The sequence below is a fragment of the Martinezella rhizogenes genome, assembly GCF_000799715.1.
GTDB lineage: Bacteria > Pseudomonadota > Alphaproteobacteria > Rhizobiales > Rhizobiaceae > Rhizobium > Rhizobium rhizogenes_C.
The window spans coordinates 179,298-199,124 of record NZ_JUHG01000011.1 but is presented as its reverse complement, the minus strand read 5'-3'; the positions used below and the strand labels follow the sequence as shown (position 1 = coordinate 199,124).

General features: G+C 58.9%; 17 protein-coding genes. 2 read left to right on the top strand and 15 right to left on the bottom strand.

Annotated elements, in window-relative coordinates; all coding sequences use genetic code 11:
- Window positions 1-127: 127 nt before the first annotated feature.
- Window positions 128-850: a transcriptional repressor LexA gene (gene lexA / locus EX00_RS04925; RefSeq protein ID WP_047454722.1), complete on the top strand. Its 723-nt coding sequence runs from the start codon at window positions 128-130 to the stop codon at window positions 848-850.
- Here lexA and EX00_RS04920 read toward each other — a convergent pair.
- A complete protein-coding gene (locus EX00_RS04920) occupies window positions 831-3,266 on the bottom strand; it encodes a ComEC/Rec2 family competence protein (protein ID WP_202903694.1) in 2,436 nt (811 codons plus the stop codon). The two genes, lexA and EX00_RS04920, sit on opposite strands and share 20 nt — an antisense overlap.
- A 310-nt stretch (window positions 3,267-3,576) precedes the next feature.
- Between EX00_RS04920 and gltA the strand changes: the two genes are divergently transcribed.
- The gene (gltA, locus tag EX00_RS04915) at window positions 3,577-4,866 is read left to right on the top strand and encodes a citrate synthase (RefSeq protein WP_047454719.1); all 1,290 of its coding nucleotides are present in this window, start codon (window positions 3,577-3,579) and stop codon (window positions 4,864-4,866) included.
- Window positions 4,867-4,896: 30 nt separating this feature from the next.
- On the opposite strand, the gene lpxB is transcribed toward gltA, so the two are convergent.
- The 14 genes from lpxB to EX00_RS04845 all read right to left on the bottom strand — a co-directional run bounded on the left by lpxB (window position 4,897) and on the right by EX00_RS04845 (window position 19,756).
- The gene (gene lpxB / locus EX00_RS04910; RefSeq protein WP_047454717.1) at window positions 4,897-6,078 is read right to left on the bottom strand and encodes a lipid-A-disaccharide synthase; all 1,182 of its coding nucleotides are present in this window, start codon (window positions 6,076-6,078) and stop codon (window positions 4,897-4,899) included.
- On the bottom strand, window positions 6,075-6,956 hold the full coding sequence (locus EX00_RS04905) for an LpxI family protein (RefSeq protein WP_047454715.1): 882 nt from the start codon (window positions 6,954-6,956) through the stop codon (window positions 6,075-6,077). The genes lpxB and EX00_RS04905 overlap by 4 nt, the downstream gene beginning before the upstream one ends.
- Before the next feature lies 1 nt (window position 6,957).
- Window positions 6,958-7,773 (bottom strand): acyl-ACP--UDP-N-acetylglucosamine O-acyltransferase, encoded by an 816-nt coding sequence (gene lpxA / locus EX00_RS04900; RefSeq protein WP_047454713.1) that lies wholly within the window; start codon window positions 7,771-7,773, stop codon window positions 6,958-6,960.
- Complete coding sequence (gene fabZ, locus EX00_RS04895; RefSeq protein WP_047454711.1) at window positions 7,770-8,243, bottom strand: 3-hydroxyacyl-ACP dehydratase FabZ; 474 nt, start codon at window positions 8,241-8,243, stop codon at window positions 7,770-7,772. Before fabZ ends, lpxA begins: the two co-directional genes overlap by 4 nt.
- Window positions 8,236-9,303 carry a UDP-3-O-(3-hydroxymyristoyl)glucosamine N-acyltransferase gene (gene lpxD, locus EX00_RS04890; RefSeq protein ID WP_047454709.1) on the bottom strand — a complete coding sequence of 356 codons (1,068 nt, stop codon included), beginning with the start codon at window positions 9,301-9,303 and terminating at the stop codon, window positions 8,236-8,238. Before lpxD ends, fabZ begins: the two co-directional genes overlap by 8 nt.
- Before the next feature lie 50 nt (window positions 9,304-9,353).
- Entirely contained in the window at window positions 9,354-11,687 is a 2,334-nt protein-coding gene (gene bamA / locus EX00_RS04885) for an outer membrane protein assembly factor BamA (RefSeq protein WP_047454707.1), read from the bottom strand.
- 198 nt (window positions 11,688-11,885) lie between these two features.
- Window positions 11,886-13,559, bottom strand: a complete 1,674-nt coding sequence (rseP, locus tag EX00_RS32255; RefSeq protein ID WP_047454704.1) for an RIP metalloprotease RseP — start codon at window positions 13,557-13,559, stop codon at window positions 11,886-11,888.
- Window positions 13,560-13,583: 24 nt separating this feature from the next.
- Window positions 13,584-14,417: a phosphatidate cytidylyltransferase gene (locus tag EX00_RS04875; protein ID WP_047454702.1), complete on the bottom strand. Its 834-nt coding sequence runs from the start codon at window positions 14,415-14,417 to the stop codon at window positions 13,584-13,586.
- The gene (locus tag EX00_RS04870) at window positions 14,417-15,163 is read right to left on the bottom strand and encodes an isoprenyl transferase (RefSeq protein WP_047454700.1); all 747 of its coding nucleotides are present in this window, start codon (window positions 15,161-15,163) and stop codon (window positions 14,417-14,419) included. The genes EX00_RS04875 and EX00_RS04870 overlap by 1 nt, the downstream gene beginning before the upstream one ends.
- Window positions 15,164-15,268: 105 nt before the next feature.
- Window positions 15,269-15,829 (bottom strand): ribosome recycling factor, encoded by a 561-nt coding sequence (gene frr / locus EX00_RS04865; protein ID WP_047454698.1) that lies wholly within the window; start codon window positions 15,827-15,829, stop codon window positions 15,269-15,271.
- 53 nt (window positions 15,830-15,882) lie between these two features.
- Complete coding sequence (pyrH, locus tag EX00_RS04860) at window positions 15,883-16,605, bottom strand: UMP kinase (protein ID WP_047454696.1); 723 nt, start codon at window positions 16,603-16,605, stop codon at window positions 15,883-15,885.
- A gap of 151 nt (window positions 16,606-16,756) precedes the next feature.
- On the bottom strand, window positions 16,757-17,683 hold the full coding sequence (tsf, locus tag EX00_RS04855) for a translation elongation factor Ts (RefSeq protein WP_047454694.1): 927 nt from the start codon (window positions 17,681-17,683) through the stop codon (window positions 16,757-16,759).
- Between the two features lie 273 nt (window positions 17,684-17,956).
- The gene (gene rpsB, locus EX00_RS04850; RefSeq protein ID WP_047454692.1) at window positions 17,957-18,727 is read right to left on the bottom strand and encodes a 30S ribosomal protein S2; all 771 of its coding nucleotides are present in this window, start codon (window positions 18,725-18,727) and stop codon (window positions 17,957-17,959) included.
- Between the two features lie 201 nt (window positions 18,728-18,928).
- Window positions 18,929-19,756 carry a cell envelope integrity EipB family protein gene (locus tag EX00_RS04845; protein ID WP_047454691.1) on the bottom strand — a complete coding sequence of 276 codons (828 nt, stop codon included), beginning with the start codon at window positions 19,754-19,756 and terminating at the stop codon, window positions 18,929-18,931.
- Window positions 19,757-19,827 lie beyond the last annotated feature (71 nt).

Sequence of the window (19,827 nt, the reverse complement as noted above, 5' to 3'; positions counted from 1 at the left end):
CCCCTTTATTTAACGCGCCCACAAAACATTCACCAAAAATTAGGGACTTGCGGAACACATATGGAACATATAGTGTCCGTTCTGGATTTGTTTCACGACGCTTTCACGATTCTGGGGTTCAAATACGATGTTGACACGCAAGCAGCAGGAACTGCTTCTCTTCATTCACGAACGGATGAAGGAGTCCGGCGTTCCACCTTCTTTCGATGAAATGAAGGATGCGCTGGACCTTGCGTCCAAGTCGGGCATTCATCGTTTGATCACCGCTCTGGAAGAGCGCGGTTTCATCCGCCGCCTGCCGAATCGGGCCCGGGCGTTGGAGGTCATCAAGCTGCCGGAAGCCTATAGTCCGAGCCTGCAGCCGCGTCGCGGCTTTTCGCCGAGCGTCATCGAGGGCAGTCTGGGCAGACCCCAGCCGGTACAGCCGCCTGCCCCCGCCAAGCCGGCTAATGACGAGAATAGCAGCGCCGTTTCCGTGCCGGTCATGGGCCGGATCGCGGCGGGTGTTCCGATCTCGGCCATCCAGAACAATACCCACGACATCACCGTCCCCGCCGACATGCTTGGCTCCGGCGAGCATTATGCACTCGAGGTCAAGGGCGACTCGATGATCGACGCCGGCATCTTCGATGGCGACACCGTCATTATCCGCAACAGCACGACCGCCAATCCTGGCGACATCGTCGTCGCCCTGGTCGACGATGAAGAGGCAACATTGAAGCGCTTCCGTCGTAAGGGCGCCTCGATCGCACTCGAAGCTGCCAACCCCGCCTATGAGACCCGTATTTTTGGGCCGGATCGAGTCAAGGTGCAGGGTAAGCTCGTCGGCCTTATCCGTCGCTATCACTAACCGGTGACACGGGCACGATCGGTGCGCCGAATGTGCCCGTTCGCCAATCATAGGCGCGATGCAAGTTCCATGGCCGCGTTAGAGCATCGAATGCGGTCGTGGCGATCGGCTTGCTGGTACTGAGATCCATTTCGATGGACCCGGTCCGCCGTAACGTGGCCCCTGTGAACAGCATGGCACCCGAGCGGCAGCGATCGAGCCGCAGCCGGACAGGGGTGACGACGATATTGGCAGTATCACAGGCGGGCGCAAGATAGGCCGCATCCTCGATGGTGATGAGCATATCGCCATTGTCCAGCATTGCCACGCACCACGCCCGTTTCTGGCAGGCGAAACCACCCTCCCTTGCCTTATCCAGTGCCGCATCCATCGCCTTGCGGACGGTATTTTGTTCGTCGGTGGTCAGGCGGCGATTCCTGTCCGACTTGCTGATCTTGGGGAGCAGGCTGTCGGCTGGAAGTATTATCGGCGGTCGATGTTCGGTCATCGCCAACGCCCTTTGCCACTGCTCGAAGATGAAATCAGGCGGCTTTTCGCGATTGGTCGTCAAAGCATCGTCACGCCGCAAGCCTACCAGCGTGCCATCTTCGGAAATCATCAGATCCGGCTTTCGAACATCCGGCATAAGCGCCGCGACAGCGACCGAGCCCATCATCAGCAGCACGCCCGCATGCCGCAGCCAGGTCTTGAGCAAGGTCATCAACACGAATCCGGCAATGAATGTCGGAAACAGCCAGACCGGCATTCGGCCGAAAGGGATATTGCCGCCCCAAGCGGCGACAGTCTTGGCAATGACGATGACGACATCCAGCCCTTCGCCGGTAATTCGCCAGAACCACGCATCGAGACCGAATGGCATCAACAGCATCGCGATCATGCCGAACGGCATGACGATGAAGGAAACGATCGGCATGGCCGCCAGGTTCGCGGCAAGACCATAGGTCGACAGCCGGTGAAAATGCTCGATCGAAAAGATCGCCGTCGATGCGCCGCCGAGAAAGGAAGTCGACAATACACCACCGAAGAAGCGGGAGACAAAGAGCAGCGGGCGCATGACCCAAAACCGGGAGAGAACACTCTCCCGATGCGGCCGCCGCGTCCAGAGCGAATAGCCAGACACCAATGCCAGTGTCGCGGCATAGGACATTTGGAAACTCGGTCCCAACGCTTGTGATGGCGACAGGACAAGGATGACGATCGCCGATAGCGCGACGTTGCGCAGGCTGATGGATGGTCGATCGAAGAGTACGGCAACCAACATGATCGCCATCATGATAAAAGCCCGCTCCGCCGATACACCGAAGCCGGAAATCAGGTAGTAGGCGGTCACCGTTATCAGCGCGCCGATGGCCGCGATCTTCTTGGTCGGCCATGCCTGTGCCACCCCAAAGAACAGGCTGAGGGCATAGCGCAGGCCGACATAGAAAATACCCGCCGAGAGCGCCATGTTCAGGCCGGAAATGGCGATGATATGCGTAAGGCCCGCCGCCCGCAGCGCTTCGGTCGTGTCGTCCGAAATCGCCCGTCTCTCATCGGTGACAAGTGCGGCCGCAAAAGCACCGGTATCACCGGGCAGTGTCGCCCTGATCCTGTCGCCGATGCTATTGCGCAAGCCCGCGAGCCAGATATCCGCCTTGTCGAGAACTGTTCCGCCGTCAATGTCGCCGGCCGGGGATATGAGCGCGGGCGTGCCGTAGGCAAAGCCGTTCGCGCCGATGCCGTTGAAATATGCGCTGAAGGCAAAGTCGTTGAGGCCGGGCAAGGCGGGTCCCGCCGGCGGAGTCAGCCGCACCCTGCCCTGGATACGATCGCCGAGCTGGAAGGGCTGCGGTTGTTTGCGCACGAAAATGGTGACCCGCTCTGGTGTCCTGCGGATGGTCGGTTTCTCCGTTGCTTCGAGTGCGACGACATAGCGCCAGCGTCCGTTATCGTCCGACTCACGCCGCTCGATCCGCCCGGTAATCGTGGTCGTCACCGCCGAGTCGAGCATCACGGTTGACGCACGCCAGACCTCGCATTGAGCCAGTACCATGCCAAAACACGTCAGCATTCCGGCCAATAGAAGGTGCCGGAGCCCAGGCTCCACATGCTGCTTCAGAAAGAAAGCACCCGCGAAGATCAGGAGGGCCGCGAAGACGGCCTGCGGCGGCGGATCAGCACCAGCCTTGAACCAGAAAATTGCGCCAAGGCCGATATAGACCGGCACGAAGAGAAGCGCCCGCCCATGCACGGCCTCCTCTTCGACCAAGAGATAAATGCCAAGCCTGATCCGGCTCGCGGCGAGACGCAGCCGCGTCAAACGCGAAGCCTGATCCTGTGTTCGCTGCAACTGCGCGATTTTGGCCGGAACAGTAGCGATAGCAGTCGCAGAACCGCGGTCGCGCTCGGCAACCACGGCCAGATCCAGGCCATCCATCTGCCGATCCGGTGCCTCTAAATTAGGCATACGCCCCCGCGCTTACGCAAAACTACAGCTATAGCGAGATATTTGCCGTCACCGCCCGGTGATTTCAACCAAAATCACACACGCAGGGAATAAATCGCCTCATGGCGCATGGAAGCGGGGCAATTTCATCTACCGCAGTGCCCAAAAGTTGATACCGCAATGCACAAATAGCTGTAAGGATAACTTGGCATTAGGCTCTGGATCATATAGCTAATCCGTAGTCGCTTAACCTTTTGGCGCTTTTTATGGCGTCAACCCCGCCAAATCTTGGAGGATCAGCATGACGGAACAAAGCGCGAAACTAACTTGGGGCGAAAAGACGGTGGATCTGCCGGTGAAATCCGGAACCATCGGCCCAAGTGTCATTGATATTGGTGCACTTTATAAGAACACCTCCACTTTCACATACGATCCTGGCTTCACCTCGACCGCGTCTTGCGAGTCCGCCATCACCTATATTGATGGCGACGAAGGCATTCTGCTGCATCGTGGTTATCCGATCGAACAGCTTGCCGAACACGGCGATTTCCTCGAAGTCTGCTACCTGCTGCTCTATGGCGAATTGCCGACCGCAGCTCAGAAGAAGGACTTCGATTATCGCGTCGTGCACCACACCATGGTGCATGAGCAGATGTCCCGCTTCTTCACCGGGTTCCGCCGCGACGCGCATCCGATGGCCGTCATGTGCGGCTGCGTCGGCGCTCTGTCGGCCTTCTATCATGACTCGACCGATATCACCGATCCACATCAGCGCATGGTCGCAAGCCTGCGCATGATCGCCAAGATGCCGACGCTTGCTGCCATGGCCTACAAGTACCATATCGGCCAGCCCTTCGTTTATCCGAAGAACGATCTCGATTATGCGTCGAACTTCCTGCGCATGTGCTTTGCTGTTCCTTGCGAGGAATATGAGGTCAATCCGGTGCTCGCACGCGCCATGGACCGCATCTTCATCCTGCATGCCGATCACGAGCAGAATGCCTCGACCTCGACGGTTCGCCTGGCCGGTTCCTCCGGCGCCAATCCGTTTGCCTGTATCGCCGCTGGCATTGCCTGCCTCTGGGGCCCCGCCCATGGCGGCGCCAATGAGGCTGCATTGAACATGCTGACGGAAATCGGCTCGGTCGACCGTATTCCGGAATTCATCGCCCGCGCCAAGGACAAGAACGATCCGTTCCGCCTGATGGGCTTCGGCCACCGCGTTTACAAGAACTACGATCCGCGCGCCAAGATCATGCAGAAGACGGCGCACGAGGTTCTGGGCGAACTCGGCATCAAGGACGATCCGTTGCTCGACATCGCGATCGAACTGGAGCGCATCGCGCTGACCGATGAATATTTCATCGAAAAGAAGCTCTATCCGAATGTCGACTTCTATTCCGGCATCACGCTGAAGGCCCTGGGATTCCCCACGACCATGTTCACGGTACTGTTCGCACTTGCGCGTACCGTCGGCTGGATTGCCCAGTGGAACGAGATGATCGAAGATCCGCAGCAACGAATCGGTCGTCCGCGCCAGCTCTACACCGGCGAACCGTCCCGCGAATATGTTCCGGTTTCCAAGCGTTAAGCCGTGACGAAGGACAACAAAAAAAACCGGTCAGAAATGGCCGGTTTTTTTATTGGATAGGACTTCAAGAACAATCGCCGCCGCCTTTTCGCCGGGCGGCTCTTCCATCTGCATGCGTTGCCAGACCAGATCGTAGCCCTCCAGCATGGCCGCCCGCTCCAGCGTATCGTTCGACAGGCGCTCCATATAGCGCACCACTTTGCCGGGCCGCAGCACGTCGTTGAGGAGCTCGGGCACGACGACATAATCCGCAATCAGGTTCGGCAAAGCGGCCGTCCAGACCTTGATGCGAGACATCACAAACCGGGCAAGCCACTCCGTTTTATACGTCGAGAGGACGGGAACGCCGGCAAGACCCAGCTCCAGGATCACGGTGCCGGAGGCGGCAACCGCCGCGTCTGCTTCCGCAAAAACCTTCCATTTGGCCTCCTGGCCGACGAAGACGTCCGGCTTTACGCTCCAGTTTTCAACAAGAGAGCGCACCAATGCTTCCTGCCGTGGGACGGTTGGCAGGAGATAGCGAATGCGATCGTTTCGCCGGCTAAGCTCCATCACTGCCTGCTCGAAAATCGGCAAGAGCTGGCGGATTTCCGAGGAGCGCGAGCCAGGAAGCAGCAGGATCGTCTTTTCGCTATCGGAAGAGCTCACGGCACGGAGCGCACGCTGGCGGCGGGTCTCGATGAGGCTCGGATCGACCGTCAGGCGATGCCCGACATAGGTCGTTGCCGGTCCCGCCAGCCGCCGCATTGCCTCCGGTTCGAACGGCAGAATGGCCAGGACGTGATCGACATAGGCGAGCATCTTCTGCGCGCGATACTCCTTCCATGCCCAGACGCTGGGGCAGACGTAATTGACGACCGGCAGGTCAGGCAACGCCGCCCGCACCTTTTTCGCGACACGATGGGTGAAATCCGGACTGTCGATGATCAGCAGCGCATCCGGCTTGGCAGCGATGATGGCATTCGCCGTCTGCCTTATGCGAGCGAGTAATTTCGGCAGCTGCTTGATTACCTGCGCGAACCCCATGATCGACAGTTCGGAATAATCGAACAGCGATAGCAGGCCCTGCGCCTCCAGCGCCTCACCGCCGACACCGATCAATTCCACCGGGCCGTCATAACGGCGCTTCAATGCGGCGACGAGATCGCCACCGAGCAGATCGCCCGAGACTTCACCGGCGATCACAGCGAGTTTCAGCGGCGTGTTGCTCACATGAACCCCTCCGCGCTCAGGCCACGATCGATGCCGCAGACGAAAAGCCCGGCTTCGTCGGCGGCGGCAATCACCGCCTCGCGCTCCAGCACCAGCGCCCTGCCCGCCTCGACCGCAACACCGGCAAGGCCGGCCTTCTTGGCGTTCAGCACGGTCGAGACACCAATCGACGGCAGATCGGCGCGCACATCCTGCTGCGGTTTGCAGAGCTTGACCAGCACGCCGCGCCGGCGCGTCGATATGCGCCCTTCGGCGCGCAGGCCGGCGACACGCTCGATCATCTTGTCCGTGCCTTCGGCACCCTCCAGCGCCACGACGCGGCCGCCGACGCTGACAGCGCCCTGACCGATATCCAGCAGCCCCAATGCATCGGCAGCTTTCGCGCCCTGTGCGATATCCCTCAAATCCTCTTTGGATGGCGAATGCTTGCCGAGTGGCCCGGTGGTTGCCAGCAGATCAGGCGCAATCTCATGCGCGCCGATAACGCGGACACCGCACGCCTCGATCAAACGAATAACCATCTGCAGCACGGCATTATCGCCGCCGGACAGAAGCGTGCGAATGGTCGAGGGTAACTCTTTGATCACCCGCCAGGTCGGATGTATCTCTCGCCACGGCGGACGGCGCGCGACGCCGCCGGACATGACGACCCGGTCGATGCCATAGCGGCGGAACGCGGCTTCAAGACCGGCAAAATTGCCGACGCCAAGAGTAGCGTGATCGAAAGCGGACCAGTCGCGGTCCGCCTCATTGGTCAATGCAAGAATAACAGGATTTTCGCCAGCCTGGCGGGCGGCTTCAGCGACATAGGCGGGCAAAAACCCACTGCCTGCGATAATCGCCAGCCTGCCCTTGTTGTCCTGACCGCTCGCAGGCACCTCAGCCCTTACCGCGATTGGGCGATGACAGTGCGCGATCGCTATCGGCGGCGATGAAATCAAGAATTTCCATCGCTTCCTTGCAATCGGCATATTCGTCACGGATCGCCGCCGCATTGTCACGGATCGAGCCCCCGCCTTCAAAAATACTCTTGTAGGCGCGGCGAACCCGATGAATGACCGAACGCTCGACGCCAGCGCGGGTCATGCCAACAATATTCAGACCCGACAGGACACCCGGATTGCCGTTCAGCATGCCATAGGGGATGACATCGTAGCTCGCCGCCGAGAGACCACCAACGAAGGCCTGACGGCCGATTCGGGTAAACTGATGCACCGCGCAGCCGCCGCCGAGAATGGCGCGGTCTTCAACGGTAACATGCCCCGCCAGCATGACGTTGTTCGACATGATGACATGATTGCCGACACGGCAATCATGGGCAACATGCGAATTAGCGAGGAACAGGTTGTTATTGCCGACCACCGTCTTGCCGCCGTAATCGGCGGTGCCGGTATTGATCGTCACGCCTTCACGGATCGTGCAATTCTCGCCGACATCCAGCGTCGTCTCTTCGCCGCCATGATGCACGCTCTGCGGATCACCGCCGACGACAGCCATGGCGAATATCTTCGTAGCCCTGCCGATCGTCGTCCGGCCGGTCACGACCGCATGCGTCAACAACTGGACAGAATCATGCAGCACGACCTTCGGACCGACATGGCAAAACGGACCGACGACAACATTTTCGCCGATGACCGCACCGTCCTCAACGACCGCGAGCTTATGAATGCGCGCGCTTTTTGCAATGCTGCTCATGCCTGATCCGGGTCCTTCCGTACAATCATCGCACCGATATCGGCTTCGGCAACCACCGAGCCATCGACCTTGGCGTCGCAATGGAACTTCCAGATGGTGCCGCGCTGCTTCTGCTTGACGACATGGAATTCCACGCGGTCACCCGGTACAACCGGCTTGCGGAAGCGGGCATTGTCGATCGTCATGAAGTAGACGAGATTACCACCAATGCCGTCCTTGCGCGCGCAGATCGCGCCCGCCGTCTGTGCCATGCCTTCGATCAACAGAACACCCGGCATGATCGGCGAGCCCGGAAAGTGCCCGGTGAATTGCGGTTCGTTGGCCGTAACATTCTTGATGCCGATGGCGGAGTTATCATTATCGATCTCGATGATCCTGTCGACCATCAGGAATGGATAGCGATGCGGCAACAGCTTCATAATCTCGATGATATCAGCCGACGACAGCGACGTCTTGGCGTCTTCAGTCATGCTCCGCACTCCCATCCTTCTTCTCTCTGGCTCCGGATCGCTTCGCAACCTCGGCCACCTCTCTCAGAAAATCCCACAAAGGTCGTGCCGGAATACCCGCCAAGCGCGCTCCCGCCGGGACACTATTCATGACGCCGCTCATAGCACCGATCTGAACACCATCACCGATCTGGATATGGCCGTTGATACCCGTATGGCCGCCGATCTGCACGCCGTCGCCAATCACCGCGCTGCCGGCTATGCCGACCTGGCTGACGATGGCGCAATGACGGCCGATCCGGACGTTATGTCCGATCTGCACCTGATTGTCGATCTTGGTGCCTTCGCCGATCACCGTATCATCCATTGTGCCACGGTCGATCGTCGTGTTGGCACCGATTTCAACATTGTCCTGAATGATAACGCGGCCAATCTGTACGATCTTGATCATCCCGCGCGAGCTTGGCGCATAGCCAAAACCATCCTGACCGATGCGCGCACCATTGTGGATGATGACGCCGTTGCCGAGATAGGAGCATAGTACGCTGGCGCCGCCGGCAATGGTGCAATTACGCCCGATCTTGACGCCGGGGCCGATGATGGCGCCGGCTCCGATACGCGTTCCTTCGCCGATTTCCGCACCCGGCCCTACGACCGCACCCGGCTCTACACCGACATCAGCTTCGAGCTTGGCTGTCGGATCGACAAAAGCTGTCGGCGAAACCAGCGTCGGCGTCGACGTAAATGCGACCGGCCGCATAGCTTGCGGATGCAGCAAAGCACCGGCAAGCGCGAAATCCGCATGCGGCTTTTGGGAAAGAAGAACCGGAATATGTTTCGGGACCACAGACCTCAGGCTTGGCGAGCAAATGATCGCCGACGCCTTGCAAGTCTCCAATTCCGCTTGGTTCTTCCGGGAAAGAATGTAGCAAACATCGCCTTCGCCAGCCCGATAGACCGGCGCGATGGACTTGATGATGACGCCGGCAAAGGCCTCATCAGCAAGTTCCGCCCCAAGATGCTCGGCCAGCGCACGGAGGCTGACACCATCATGGGGCGGGAAAAAACCAGTATGTTCCATAAGCACCAGCTCCAGAACGGTGTTAAGCCCGCAGTTCTGGGCTGCCGATATCAGAACTGGTTGGCGATGCCAAACCGGAAATTCTCAACCTTGTCGTAGTCTTCCTTGAGAACCGGCACGGCATAGTCAACACGGATGACACCGAAGGGCGATGACCAGATCAGGCCCGCACCAAGCGAGGCGCGGATCGAGCTGTCATTGTGCAGGATGTCACCGAAGAGATTAGCCTTGTTGCCCGAGAGCGTACCCGCATCGGCAAAGGCTGCGAGACGCAGACCAATATCCTGAGGAACACCCGGCATTGGCATGCTCGCCTCGGCCGAAGCCGTGAAGTAGGTCGTGCCACCCAGCGGATCGCCGTTAGACGAGCGCGGACCGATACCGGCATTCTCGAAGCCACGGATTTCGCGGCCACCGATCGTGAACTGATCGAAGACATTTAGCTTGCCATTCGTCGGCATGACGTAGCCGGCGCCGACCGTCAGCGAGCCGATGATATCGGCCTCGTCGCTGATCATCTTATAATAACGCGCCTTGCCACTCAGCTTGTAGAAATCGGAGTCACCACCCAAGCCTGCATATTCGTGCGTGAACTTGGCAATGATACCTTCACGCGGCAGATTCTGGTCATCCAGCGTGTTGTAAGTGAAGGTCTGCGAAATCGTTGACTGAACCCAAGGGCCGTTCTCTACAAGATTCTGGTACGGAGCGGACAGATGATCTTCCCAGTCATTCGTACCGTCGTAGGTGAGGCGCTTGTAGTTGTACCGCAGCGTCGTGGCGAGATTCTCGGTGATCGGCGCAGTCACGCGCAGCGAGAAGCCCTCTTCCGAATAATCGTAGTAGTCGTCGCTCGACGTCTGGTTCTTGAAGATGTCGAAGCCGGCGGCCAGGCGATAACCGAGGAAATAGGGCTCGGTGAACGAGATGTTATAGGTACGATTGCCTTCCGTGCCGGCGCCCGCAGCAATACGAATGTACTGACCGCGACCGAGGAAGTTCTTTTCTTCAACCGAAGCTTCGAGCAGCAGACCGCCATTGTTGCCGACGGCGTAACCAGCACCGATACCGAACGAGCCGGTCGGCTGATCTTCGACGTTGACGACAACGACGACGCGGTCCGGAGCGCTGCCTGGCGCAGTGCTGATATCAACCTTGGTGAAGTAACCCAGCGCATCAAGGCGACGCTTGGCGCGGCTGATCATTTCCTGGTTGAACGCATCGCCTTCGTTGATATCGAATTCGCGGCGGATAACGTAGTCGCGCGTGCGGGTGTTACCACGGATCTCGATGCGCTCGACATAGGCGCGCTCGCCCTGGTCGACCAGATATTCGATGCCGATCGTGTGGCCGCTCAGGTCGCGATTGCCGCGGGGCGTGATGCGGGCGAACGGATAGCCAGCCGAAGCAACGCGCTTGGAAATGTTCTCGATCGAGGTCTGGATATCCTTGGCGCTATAGACATTACCCTTCTGGGTAATAACCAGGCTCTTCAGGTCCTCGGCGTTGACGCCATCGACCGTCGAAACGACATTGATGTCGCCATAGGTATAGCGCGGACCTTCATCGACATTGAAGTTCAGCGTGTACTCGTTGCTCTGCTCGTTCATCGTCGCATCGGCACTGACGATGCGGAAGTCGGCATAACCGTGATTGTAGTAGAACTGACGCAGCGCATCCTGGTCCGCCTGCTGGCGATCGGCGCTATAGACGTCCTTGCGGGTCAGGAACGACATGAAGTTCGTCTTCTTGGTGCTGATCACCGAAGCGAGACGACCGCTGTTGTAAGCCTGGTTGCCGGAGAAATTGATCTTGTCGATCTTGGTACGATCACCTTCGTTGATGACGAAGGCAACGTTGATGCGGCCCTGCGCGACCGGTACGGTCTGCGTCGTCACCTGAACTTCATTACGACCGATCGCCGCATAGGCGTCCTTGATCGTTTTGATATCAGCCTGAACTTGGGTTTCGCTATAGGGACCAGCGGCATGGGTCTGGACGATGCCCTGCAGCTTGTCGTCCTTGATCTTGCGGTTGCCGTTGAAAACCACGGCGTTGATCAGCTGGTTTTCCTTGACGGAAATAACCAGCGTACCGCCGGAAACGGTTACGTGCACATCGGAGAAATATCCGGTGGCATAGAGTTGCTTCACCGAATTATCGATGTCACCGGGCGAGAAGCTCTTGCCGGGCTTAATCGTGATATTGTCACGAACAGCATCAACACCAACGCGTTCTGCCCCCCTGACATCGATCCGCTGTATGACAGCGGCTTCTGCGACCGAAGCAGAAGCAAGGGTGACAACACCAGCGCCCGACGCAACAACACCTGCAGACAGCGCTACCGCCGACACTGCGTTCAAAAATCTTGAACCAGCCTTCATTTCACTTCTTACCTTTTTTCAGTCGTCCCCAGCCCCGGGAAGAACCCGATTCCGGCCACGTGTGTCGTTTTACCCGCTTTTGACATACAAGCAAGGGAGCAAGTTAATTTCTGTTTACTTCATTTCAAAGAGTGGCTCATTGGCCACTACAGCTTTGAAACATCGTAAATAAATCGTAATTCTTCCCTTGCTCCCCCATCAGCCTATCCTGGAGCTGATGTCGTTCCATGTCGCAAATACCATGAGTGACAGAACCATTGCGAACCCAATCCGGAAAGCGATGTCCTGTGCTCGGGCACCCAGCGGTTTTCCCCTTACAGCTTCAATCGCATAGAACATCAGATGGCCGCCATCAAGTACCGGGACCGGCATCAAATTTAATAAACCAATTGAAACAGAAAGTATGGCCGCGAATTGGAGCACCGCGGAGAAGCCCAGAGTGGCCATTTGACCGGAGAGTTGCGCCACACGAATCGGACCGCCAAGCTGATCCGCCTTCATGTAGCCGCCAATGACATTGCCAAGATATTCGAAGGTGCCGGAAATGATGCTACCGGTCTGCTTGACGCCTTCGCTTAGCGCCTGCAGCGGCCCGTATGTTTCATATCGCAACTTGATCGGCTTCTGGCCGTCGGTGATTCCGATGCTGCCGATCTCCGTCCCTTTCCCGAAGGCATCGGGCTCCGCCGCCGTCTTCGGCATCACCGGGACGTCGCGCGTCACACCGTTATGCTCAACGGACAACACCACCGCCTTGTCCGCACGAGTGGCAACGTAACGCTGCACCTCACCGACAGAACCGATGGCACGCCCATCCACAGAAATTATACGGTCGCCCAGCGAGATACCCGCCCCTGCGGCCGGGCTATCCTCAACAATGGTGGCCACGAGCGGATCGATCGGCGAAATGCCGATGCTACCCACATCCTTCTTGTTGCCGGAAGAATCGGTTTCCGACAGGACTTCCGTCACCATCGGAAAATCGCGCGTCTGGCCGTTGCGCTCAACCGTCAGGACCACGCTCTTGCCGGGGCGATCACCGATATAGCGAGCGATATCGTAATAGGTCGCGACATTGTTGCCGTCGACTGCGAGGAGACGGTCGCCGGCCAGTACGCCCGCCCGTGCCGCCGGTCCGCCCGGCTCTACCGCCGTCACCTGCGGATCGACGAGCGCAATGCCGATGCGGCCCATCTCCATCTTGTTGCCGAACTGATCCGTGTCTTCCGCCAGCTTCGGCATGATGTTGAAATCGCGCTTCTGGCCATCGCGCTCGACGCCCAGAACGATATTGCGGCCGGGCCGCATGCCGACATAGCGCTGCACTTCATCGAAGGTCGCGATCTTGTTGCCGTCGATGGCAACAAGACGGTCGCCAGGCTCGATGCCCGCTTCGGCGGCGGCACCGTCGCGCGTGACCATGGCGACGACCGGGTCCGCGACCGTGCGGCCATAGACGCTGAACAGCACGGCAAAGATTGCGATGGCGAGAATGAAATTGGCAATCGGGCCAGCGGCAACGGTCGCGGCGCGCTTCCAGAGCTTCGCGCCGGCAAAGGATTGGGCGCGCTCCTCCTCGGTCATGGTCGAGAGCTGATCGACATCGGTCTTGCTTGAGGCATCTTCGTCGCCGAAGAAACGGACATAGCCGCCGAGCGGAATGAGCGACAGCTTCCAGCGTGTGCCGTGACGGTCGGTAAAGCCGGCGATCTCGGGACCGAAACCGATCGAGAAGGCCATGATGCGGATACCGGACCAACGCCCGACCAGATAATGACCCATCTCATGCACGAAAACGAGCAATGACAGGACGAAAACAAACGTGATGACGTTGTTCGTCAAGAAGCCGATGATGCCTGCCACGCTACTCATACATTGATCCTGTTCGCGTTGATTTCATACACCGAGCAGGACACTGCCCAATGACATGGTCTCGCCGCTCATTGTCAGCGATATCACGATAGCCAACAAGAACGCCGCAAAACAAGCAAAAATTAGTCCGTCGACCCGATCCATGACCCCGCCATGGCCGGGAATCAGATGGCTGGAGTCCTTGACGCCGAAACGGCGCTTCATGAAAGACTCGAATAAATCGCCGATCTGGCTGCAAATCGACAAGATCAGAGCGAGCACAGGAATCCATAAACCATCCGCGGAGAAATAGCTCCAGACGACCGCCGTTCCCGCCATCACGGCGGCGATTGCGCCGCCAATGGCACCCGACCAGGTCTTGCCCGGCGATATGCGCGGCGCAAGCTTTGGCCCACCGATGGCCCGACCGACGAAATAGGCGAAAATATCGGTCGCCCATACGGTGGCGAAGATGAACAACATCAGCACGAAACCGCGCAGGTCGTCATCGCGGATCTCAGCTAGGGCAATGGCCGTCAATCCGGCATAGAATATTCCACCGGGTAACCACCAGCTTTTGCCGCGCATGGCAACCATGACCGCCGTCACCGCAACAAAGGCAAGCAGCACCTCGACCGAATAGACCGATTCTTCCATCAGCGTTGCGCCGGCAATCAGCACCAGGGCCAGCCAGCCGAGCGCGTTGCCTTGCGGATCGCGGCCATGAAGATCCGCTATCGTCGACCATTCATAATAGACAAGCAGGCCAATCAGCGCCGCCAGAAGGCGGAAGCTCAGCCCACCGTACCAGGTAGCGACGAGAACGATTGCGGCGAGAATGATGCCGGAGATAATGCGCAGCCTGAGTTCGCGACTCATCAGGACCCCACGGCCGCCGCCTGCTTGGCGGAAAGACCACCAAAACGCCGGTCGCGCGCGGCATATTTTTCCAGTGCGGAGAAAAAGAGGTCCCGGCTGAAATCCGGCCAGTATTCCGGCATGAACATGAATTCCGAATAGGCTGCCTGCCAGAGCAGAAAGTTCGACAACCGCTCTTCGCCGCTGGTGCGAATGATAAGGTCCGGATCGGGAATTCCGGCCGTGTCCAACCGGGCGCCAACCAGTTCGGGGCTGATATCCTGCGGACGCAGCCGCCCGGCCTCGACGTCCTTTGCCAGGCTGACGAGGGCGCGTGCGATTTCATCGCGCGACCCGTAGTTGAAGGCGATGACCAGCGTCAGGGCGGTATTATCCCTGGTGGTCTCCTCCGCCTCTATCAGCAAGGGCAGAATGTCGCCGCGCAGATTGCTGCGATCGCCGATCACCCGGATCCGGACGTTCTGGCGGTGCAATTCGGCAAGGTCTCGCCGAATGAAAGCCTTGAGCAGACCGAGGAGATCGCTCACCTCCGTCTCCGGACGACGCCAATTTTCCGACGAAAAGGCAAAGAGGGTCAGATATTTTACACCAATGTCGCCGGCCGCACGCACGGTTTCGCGCACCGCCTCCACGCCCTTGCGATGGCCCATGGTTCGCGGCAGGCCGCGTGCATTGGCCCAACGCCCGTTTCCATCCATGATGATGGCAACATGTTCGGGTACAGCAGAGAAGGTCGGAAGTGACATATGGGTCCAGTTTTGTTCGGCGGGAAAGGTTCTGGCCTCTTAATCTAGCGCACCCTAGCCGCTTTCAATATCTCGTGATCGAAAGCGTGATGCCCTAGCGTGAAATCAGACCTGCATGATTTCCTTTTCCTTGTCGACTAGCAAGCGGTCGATGTCCGAAATCGTCTCATCCGTCATCTTCTGCACACGCTCTGACAAGGAACGGCCCTCATCCTGACCGATGTCACCGTCCTTTTCGGCCTTTTTGAGACCGTCCATGCCGTCACGGCGAACATGGCGAATCGCCACCTTTGCCTTCTCTGCATATTCGTGGGCGACCTTGACCAGCGAGCGACGACGCTCCTCGTTGAGTTCCGGCAGCGGGATGCGCAGGCTCTGCCCGTCGATAATTGGATTGAGACCCAGGTTGGATTCGCGGATCCCACGCTCGACAGCGCCGACCATCGACTTGTCCCAAACCGAGACCGACAGCATGCGCGGCTCGGGAACCGTGATGTTGGCCACCTGGTTCAGCGGCATGCGCGAGCCGTAGGCTTCAATCGTCACCGGGTCGAGAATGTTGGCCGACGCACGCCCGGTGCGCAGCGAGGCGATGTCGCTCTTGAATGCCGCAATGGCGCCGTCCATGCGGCGCTTCAATTCCTTAAGGTCAGTGCCTTCACTCATGTTTATACTCCCGTGAATAGGCGACGCCGGGAAGGTCCGGCGCCACAGGAACGTCAATTGTCTGATACGATGGTCTTGCGGCCGCCGCCGGTCAAGATTTCCGCGAAACCGCCCTTTTCATGAATGGAAAAGACGATAATCGGAATGGAGTTTTCCCGCGCCAGCGCCACGGCGGCCACATCCATGACGGCGAGCCCCTTTTCCAACACCTGGCTATGGGTCAATTGTTCAAAGCGGGTCGCATCCGGAAATTTCTTCGGATCGGCGGAATAGATGCCATCGACCTGTGTGCCCTTGAAGATCGCCTGAGCGCCCATTTCGGCGGCGCGCAAGGCAGCGGCGGAATCGGTGGTGAAGAAGGGGTTGCCGGTGCCGCCGGCAAAGATCACCACACGGCCAAGCGAGAGATGATAGAGCGTGGCGCGCTGCGAGAAGCTCTCGCAGATTTCCGGCATGGAGATGGCCGAGAGGACCACGGTGTCGATATCAAGCTTGCGCAGCGAGGTCGCCAGCGCCAGCGCGTTGATGATGGTTCCGAGCATGCCCATATGATCGCCGGTCACGCGGTCGCCCCCCTTGGAGGCCACGGCAACGCCGCGGAAAATGTTGCCGCCGCCGACGACGACGCCGACTTCGACGCCCATTGCGCGCGCCTCTGCGATATCGGAGGCAATCCGGTCAGAGACGGTAACGTCAATACCGAACCCCTGGCTGCCCATCAAAGCTTCGCCGGAGGCCTTGAGCAATACACGCTTGTAGATCGGCTGGGACATCATGGCTCCTTGAAGTGATCGCGGGGAAGATTGTGAAAGCCGGATACACGAAGGGCATCGCGTTGTCACGCGATGCCCACGGGTTTTCCCGGATATGGTTTCACCTATCTGGGGTATGGTTTCGTTTCGTCAACAGACGAAACGAATTCGATGGTCAGCCCTTGGCCACGGCAGCGACTTCAGCGGCGAAGTCAGTCTCTTCCTTCTCGACGCCTTCGCCGAGCAGCAGACGGGCCATGCCGACGACTTCGATCGCAGCGCCGGCGGTCTTTTCAGCTTCCTTGATGGCAGCAGCGACCGTCAGGTCCGGGTTGATGACGAAAGCCTGCGAGAGAAGAGCGACTTCCTCGAAGAACTTGCGCATGCGGCCTTCCACCATCTTTTCGATGATTGCTTCCGGCTTGCCGGATTCGCGGGACTGCTCGATGAAGACGTTGCGTTCGCGCTCGGCGACTGTAGCATCGACGTCTTCGGAGCGGATAGCCAGCGGGTTGGTAGCAGCAATGTGCATGGCAATCTGGCGGCCGATCGACGTCAGAACGGCCTTGTCACCGATCGACTTCAGGGCGACCAGAACACCGAGCTTGCCGATACCGTCGCCGGCAGCGTTGTGGATGTAAGTTGCCACGACGCCGTGCTCGACTTCCAGCTTGGCCGCACGACGAAGCGTCATGTTCTCGCCGATGGTTGCGATCGCGTCCTTGATGGTGTCAGCAACCGGCTTGCCGGATGCGGGATAGGTCGCAGCGGAAATGGCTTCGACCGTGCCGTCGGTGGACAGCGCAACTTCGGCGATGCCGCGAGCGAGTTCCTGGAAGGCATCGTTACGGGCAACGAAGTCGGTTTCGGAATTGAGCTCGATGACAACGGCCTTGTGACCGGCGCCGGCAATGGCAACCAATCCTTCAGCGGCGGTACGACCGGACTTCTTGTCGGCCTTGGAGATGCCCTTGGCGCGCAGCCAGTCGATCGCGGCTTCGATATCGCCGTTAGTTTCGATCAGCGCCTTCTTGCAATCCATCATGCCCGCGCCAGACTTTTCGCGCAGTTCCTTCACCAGTGCAGCCGTAATCTCGGTCATAAGCTTCCTCTTGTCGGTTCATACGGTGCGGCATGCGGCTTTGAGCCAAGGCGGCACCGATTTGAGGGACGAAATGTACTCGTAAGTATGACAGCGTTATGAAGCTGCATCATACTGTGGAATTCTTGATTGGAACACGCCTGGATTCATCGCCCAGGCAACGCGCCATCCTAAACAGAACAAGGCCGCTCGAACTCCTTGAAGTCGCAAACGGCCTTATCCCGGATGTCAATACGCTCGGGCGGACAAGTGTCTGTCCGCCGCGAGGCGTGATCAGGCTTCGGTGCCGCCTTCGACCAGGGTCGGCTCGACCATAGCTTCGATGGAAGCGCCGAGGTCACGGCCGGATGCGCTCTGCTGGCGAGCGATGCCGTCGATGGCAGCGCGTGCGATCAGGTCGCAATAGAGAGCGATGGCGCGCGAAGCGTCGTCGTTGCCCGGGATCGGATAGTCGATCAGGTCCGGATCGCAGTTCGAGTCGATGATGGCGACGACCGGGATGCCGAGGCGCTTGGCTTCGTCGATCGCGATCTTTTCCTTGTTGGTGTCGATGATGAACATCAGGTCCGGGGTGCCGCCCATATCGCGGATACCGCCGAGAGCCTTGTCAAGCTTTTCGCGCTCGCGCTCAAGATTCAGGCGTTCCTTCTTGGTGAAGCCCTGGGCGTCGCCATTGAGGATTTCGTCGAGCTTGCGCAGACGCTGGATCGAGTTCGAAATCGTCTTCCAGTTGGTCATCATGCCGCCGAGCCAGCGAGCGTTGACGTAGTACTGAGCCGAGCGCTTTGCGCTGTCGGCGATCAGTTCAGACGCCTGACGCTTGGTGCCGACGAACAGAACGCGGCCGCCACGGGCAACGGTGTCGCTGACAACCTGCAGGGCGCGGCTCAGCAACGGAACCGTCTGTGCCAGATCGATGATGTGAATGTTGTTACGATCGCCGAAGATGTACGGCTTCATCTTCGGGTTCCAGCGATGTGTCTGGTGGCCGAAGTGAACGCCGGCTTCGAGAAGCTGGCGCATAGAAAAATCGGGCAATGCCATGCCTTTGTATCCTTTTCCGGTTGAACCTCCGCAAGGCGAACAGCATCCTCTAAGAGGACACCACCGGGCGGAACGATCCGGATTTCTCCCGGACAATCCCATGCCTTACGTGTGGAATGCGGCTGGCCATACATTCGATTCATCGGGAATGCAAGGCCGCGGCAGAAAAAAGAGCGATTTGGGCAGCCTTGGCCCGACGCTTCACTGGCAGGCTTTGGCGTCGAGCACTTCCAGCTTGGAAAGTTTGCCGGTCAGCACGAAGTCGCCGTAGTCCATGGTGAGATCGCGGGTGATGCCGTTTTCATAGAGTTTGAACGACATGCGGTAGACCGGCAAGGCGTCGCCCTTGGACTTTTCGTTGAAATAGGCAACAGTCACCGGCCAAAACGGCGTCTTGGCAAAGGCGCCTGCCTTGTCGGCATCGGGATCATCGGTGGCCGGCGTCTCCGATTTGCCGACGACGGTGGTCGCGAGCAGCGGCTTGTCGCCATCATCGGAACCATCGAAAACCTGGGCCTCGAAGAAATTCTTACCGAGCTTGGCGTTGTGGATGATGTCGAGCATGTGTTCCGTCGGGAAACGGCTCTGAATGACTTCGATCTGTTTTGCCTGCGGCTGGGTCAGGTCGACCTTGATGCCCTTCTGATCATCCGCCGCCGCACCACGCACATCCTTGTCGAGCTGATCGTCGGTATAGGATTTGGTCTCGAAGCGGAATGTGCGCTTGGCGAGATCCTCGAATGTAGTCGTTTGCTGGTCGCTGAGGCGGGTCGCATCACCCGTGTCGATCTGCGTGACGAAGCGGAAGTTGGTGGTGAAGCCGGTGCAGTCGGAGCCGTCGAACTCATAGACCATGCGGCCGAACATGCCGGCAATGCCGGAGCGGTCGGTGGCGTCCTTGAGTTCGAGATCATAGACGGCACGATGCGCGATCAGCCCGCTCGGACCAGCCGCGTAGGCAACTGGCGTGCCCAGAGATGCGATGCCCAAACTCGAAACAATGACGGCGGCAAGACTCGAGCGGAACATTCATTATCTCCTGTTGGACTCGCACGCGATGTTATAAGAACGCTTTCGGCTAAAACGAGGCCGCCGGTCCC

Coding starts and splice junctions, on each gene's coding strand:
- pyrH (WP_047454696.1), bottom strand. CDS start 16,605: ATGATGTCCCAGCCGATCTACAAGCGTGTATTGCTCAAGGCCTCCGGC.
- gltA (WP_047454719.1), top strand. CDS start 3,577: ATGACGGAACAAAGCGCGAAACTAACTTGGGGCGAAAAGACGGTGGAT.
- EX00_RS04870 (WP_047454700.1), bottom strand. CDS start 15,163: ATGTCACTTCCGACCTTCTCTGCTGTACCCGAACATGTTGCCATCATC.
- EX00_RS04920 (WP_202903694.1), bottom strand. CDS start 3,266: ATGGATGGCCTGGATCTGGCCGTGGTTGCCGAGCGCGACCGCGGTTCT.
- bamA (WP_047454707.1), bottom strand. CDS start 11,687: ATGAAGGCTGGTTCAAGATTTTTGAACGCAGTGTCGGCGGTAGCGCTG.
- lpxA (WP_047454713.1), bottom strand. CDS start 7,773: ATGAGCAGCATTGCAAAAAGCGCGCGCATTCATAAGCTCGCGGTCGTT.
- lexA (WP_047454722.1), top strand. CDS start 128: ATGTTGACACGCAAGCAGCAGGAACTGCTTCTCTTCATTCACGAACGG.
- lpxD (WP_047454709.1), bottom strand. CDS start 9,303: ATGGAACATACTGGTTTTTTCCCGCCCCATGATGGTGTCAGCCTCCGT.
- rseP (WP_047454704.1), bottom strand. CDS start 13,559: ATGAGTAGCGTGGCAGGCATCATCGGCTTCTTGACGAACAACGTCATC.
- rpsB (WP_047454692.1), bottom strand. CDS start 18,727: ATGGCATTGCCCGATTTTTCTATGCGCCAGCTTCTCGAAGCCGGCGTT.
- frr (WP_047454698.1), bottom strand. CDS start 15,829: ATGAGTGAAGGCACTGACCTTAAGGAATTGAAGCGCCGCATGGACGGC.
- EX00_RS04845 (WP_047454691.1), bottom strand. CDS start 19,756: ATGTTCCGCTCGAGTCTTGCCGCCGTCATTGTTTCGAGTTTGGGCATC.
- tsf (WP_047454694.1), bottom strand. CDS start 17,683: ATGACCGAGATTACGGCTGCACTGGTGAAGGAACTGCGCGAAAAGTCT.
- EX00_RS04875 (WP_047454702.1), bottom strand. CDS start 14,417: ATGAGTCGCGAACTCAGGCTGCGCATTATCTCCGGCATCATTCTCGCC.
- fabZ (WP_047454711.1), bottom strand. CDS start 8,243: ATGACTGAAGACGCCAAGACGTCGCTGTCGTCGGCTGATATCATCGAG.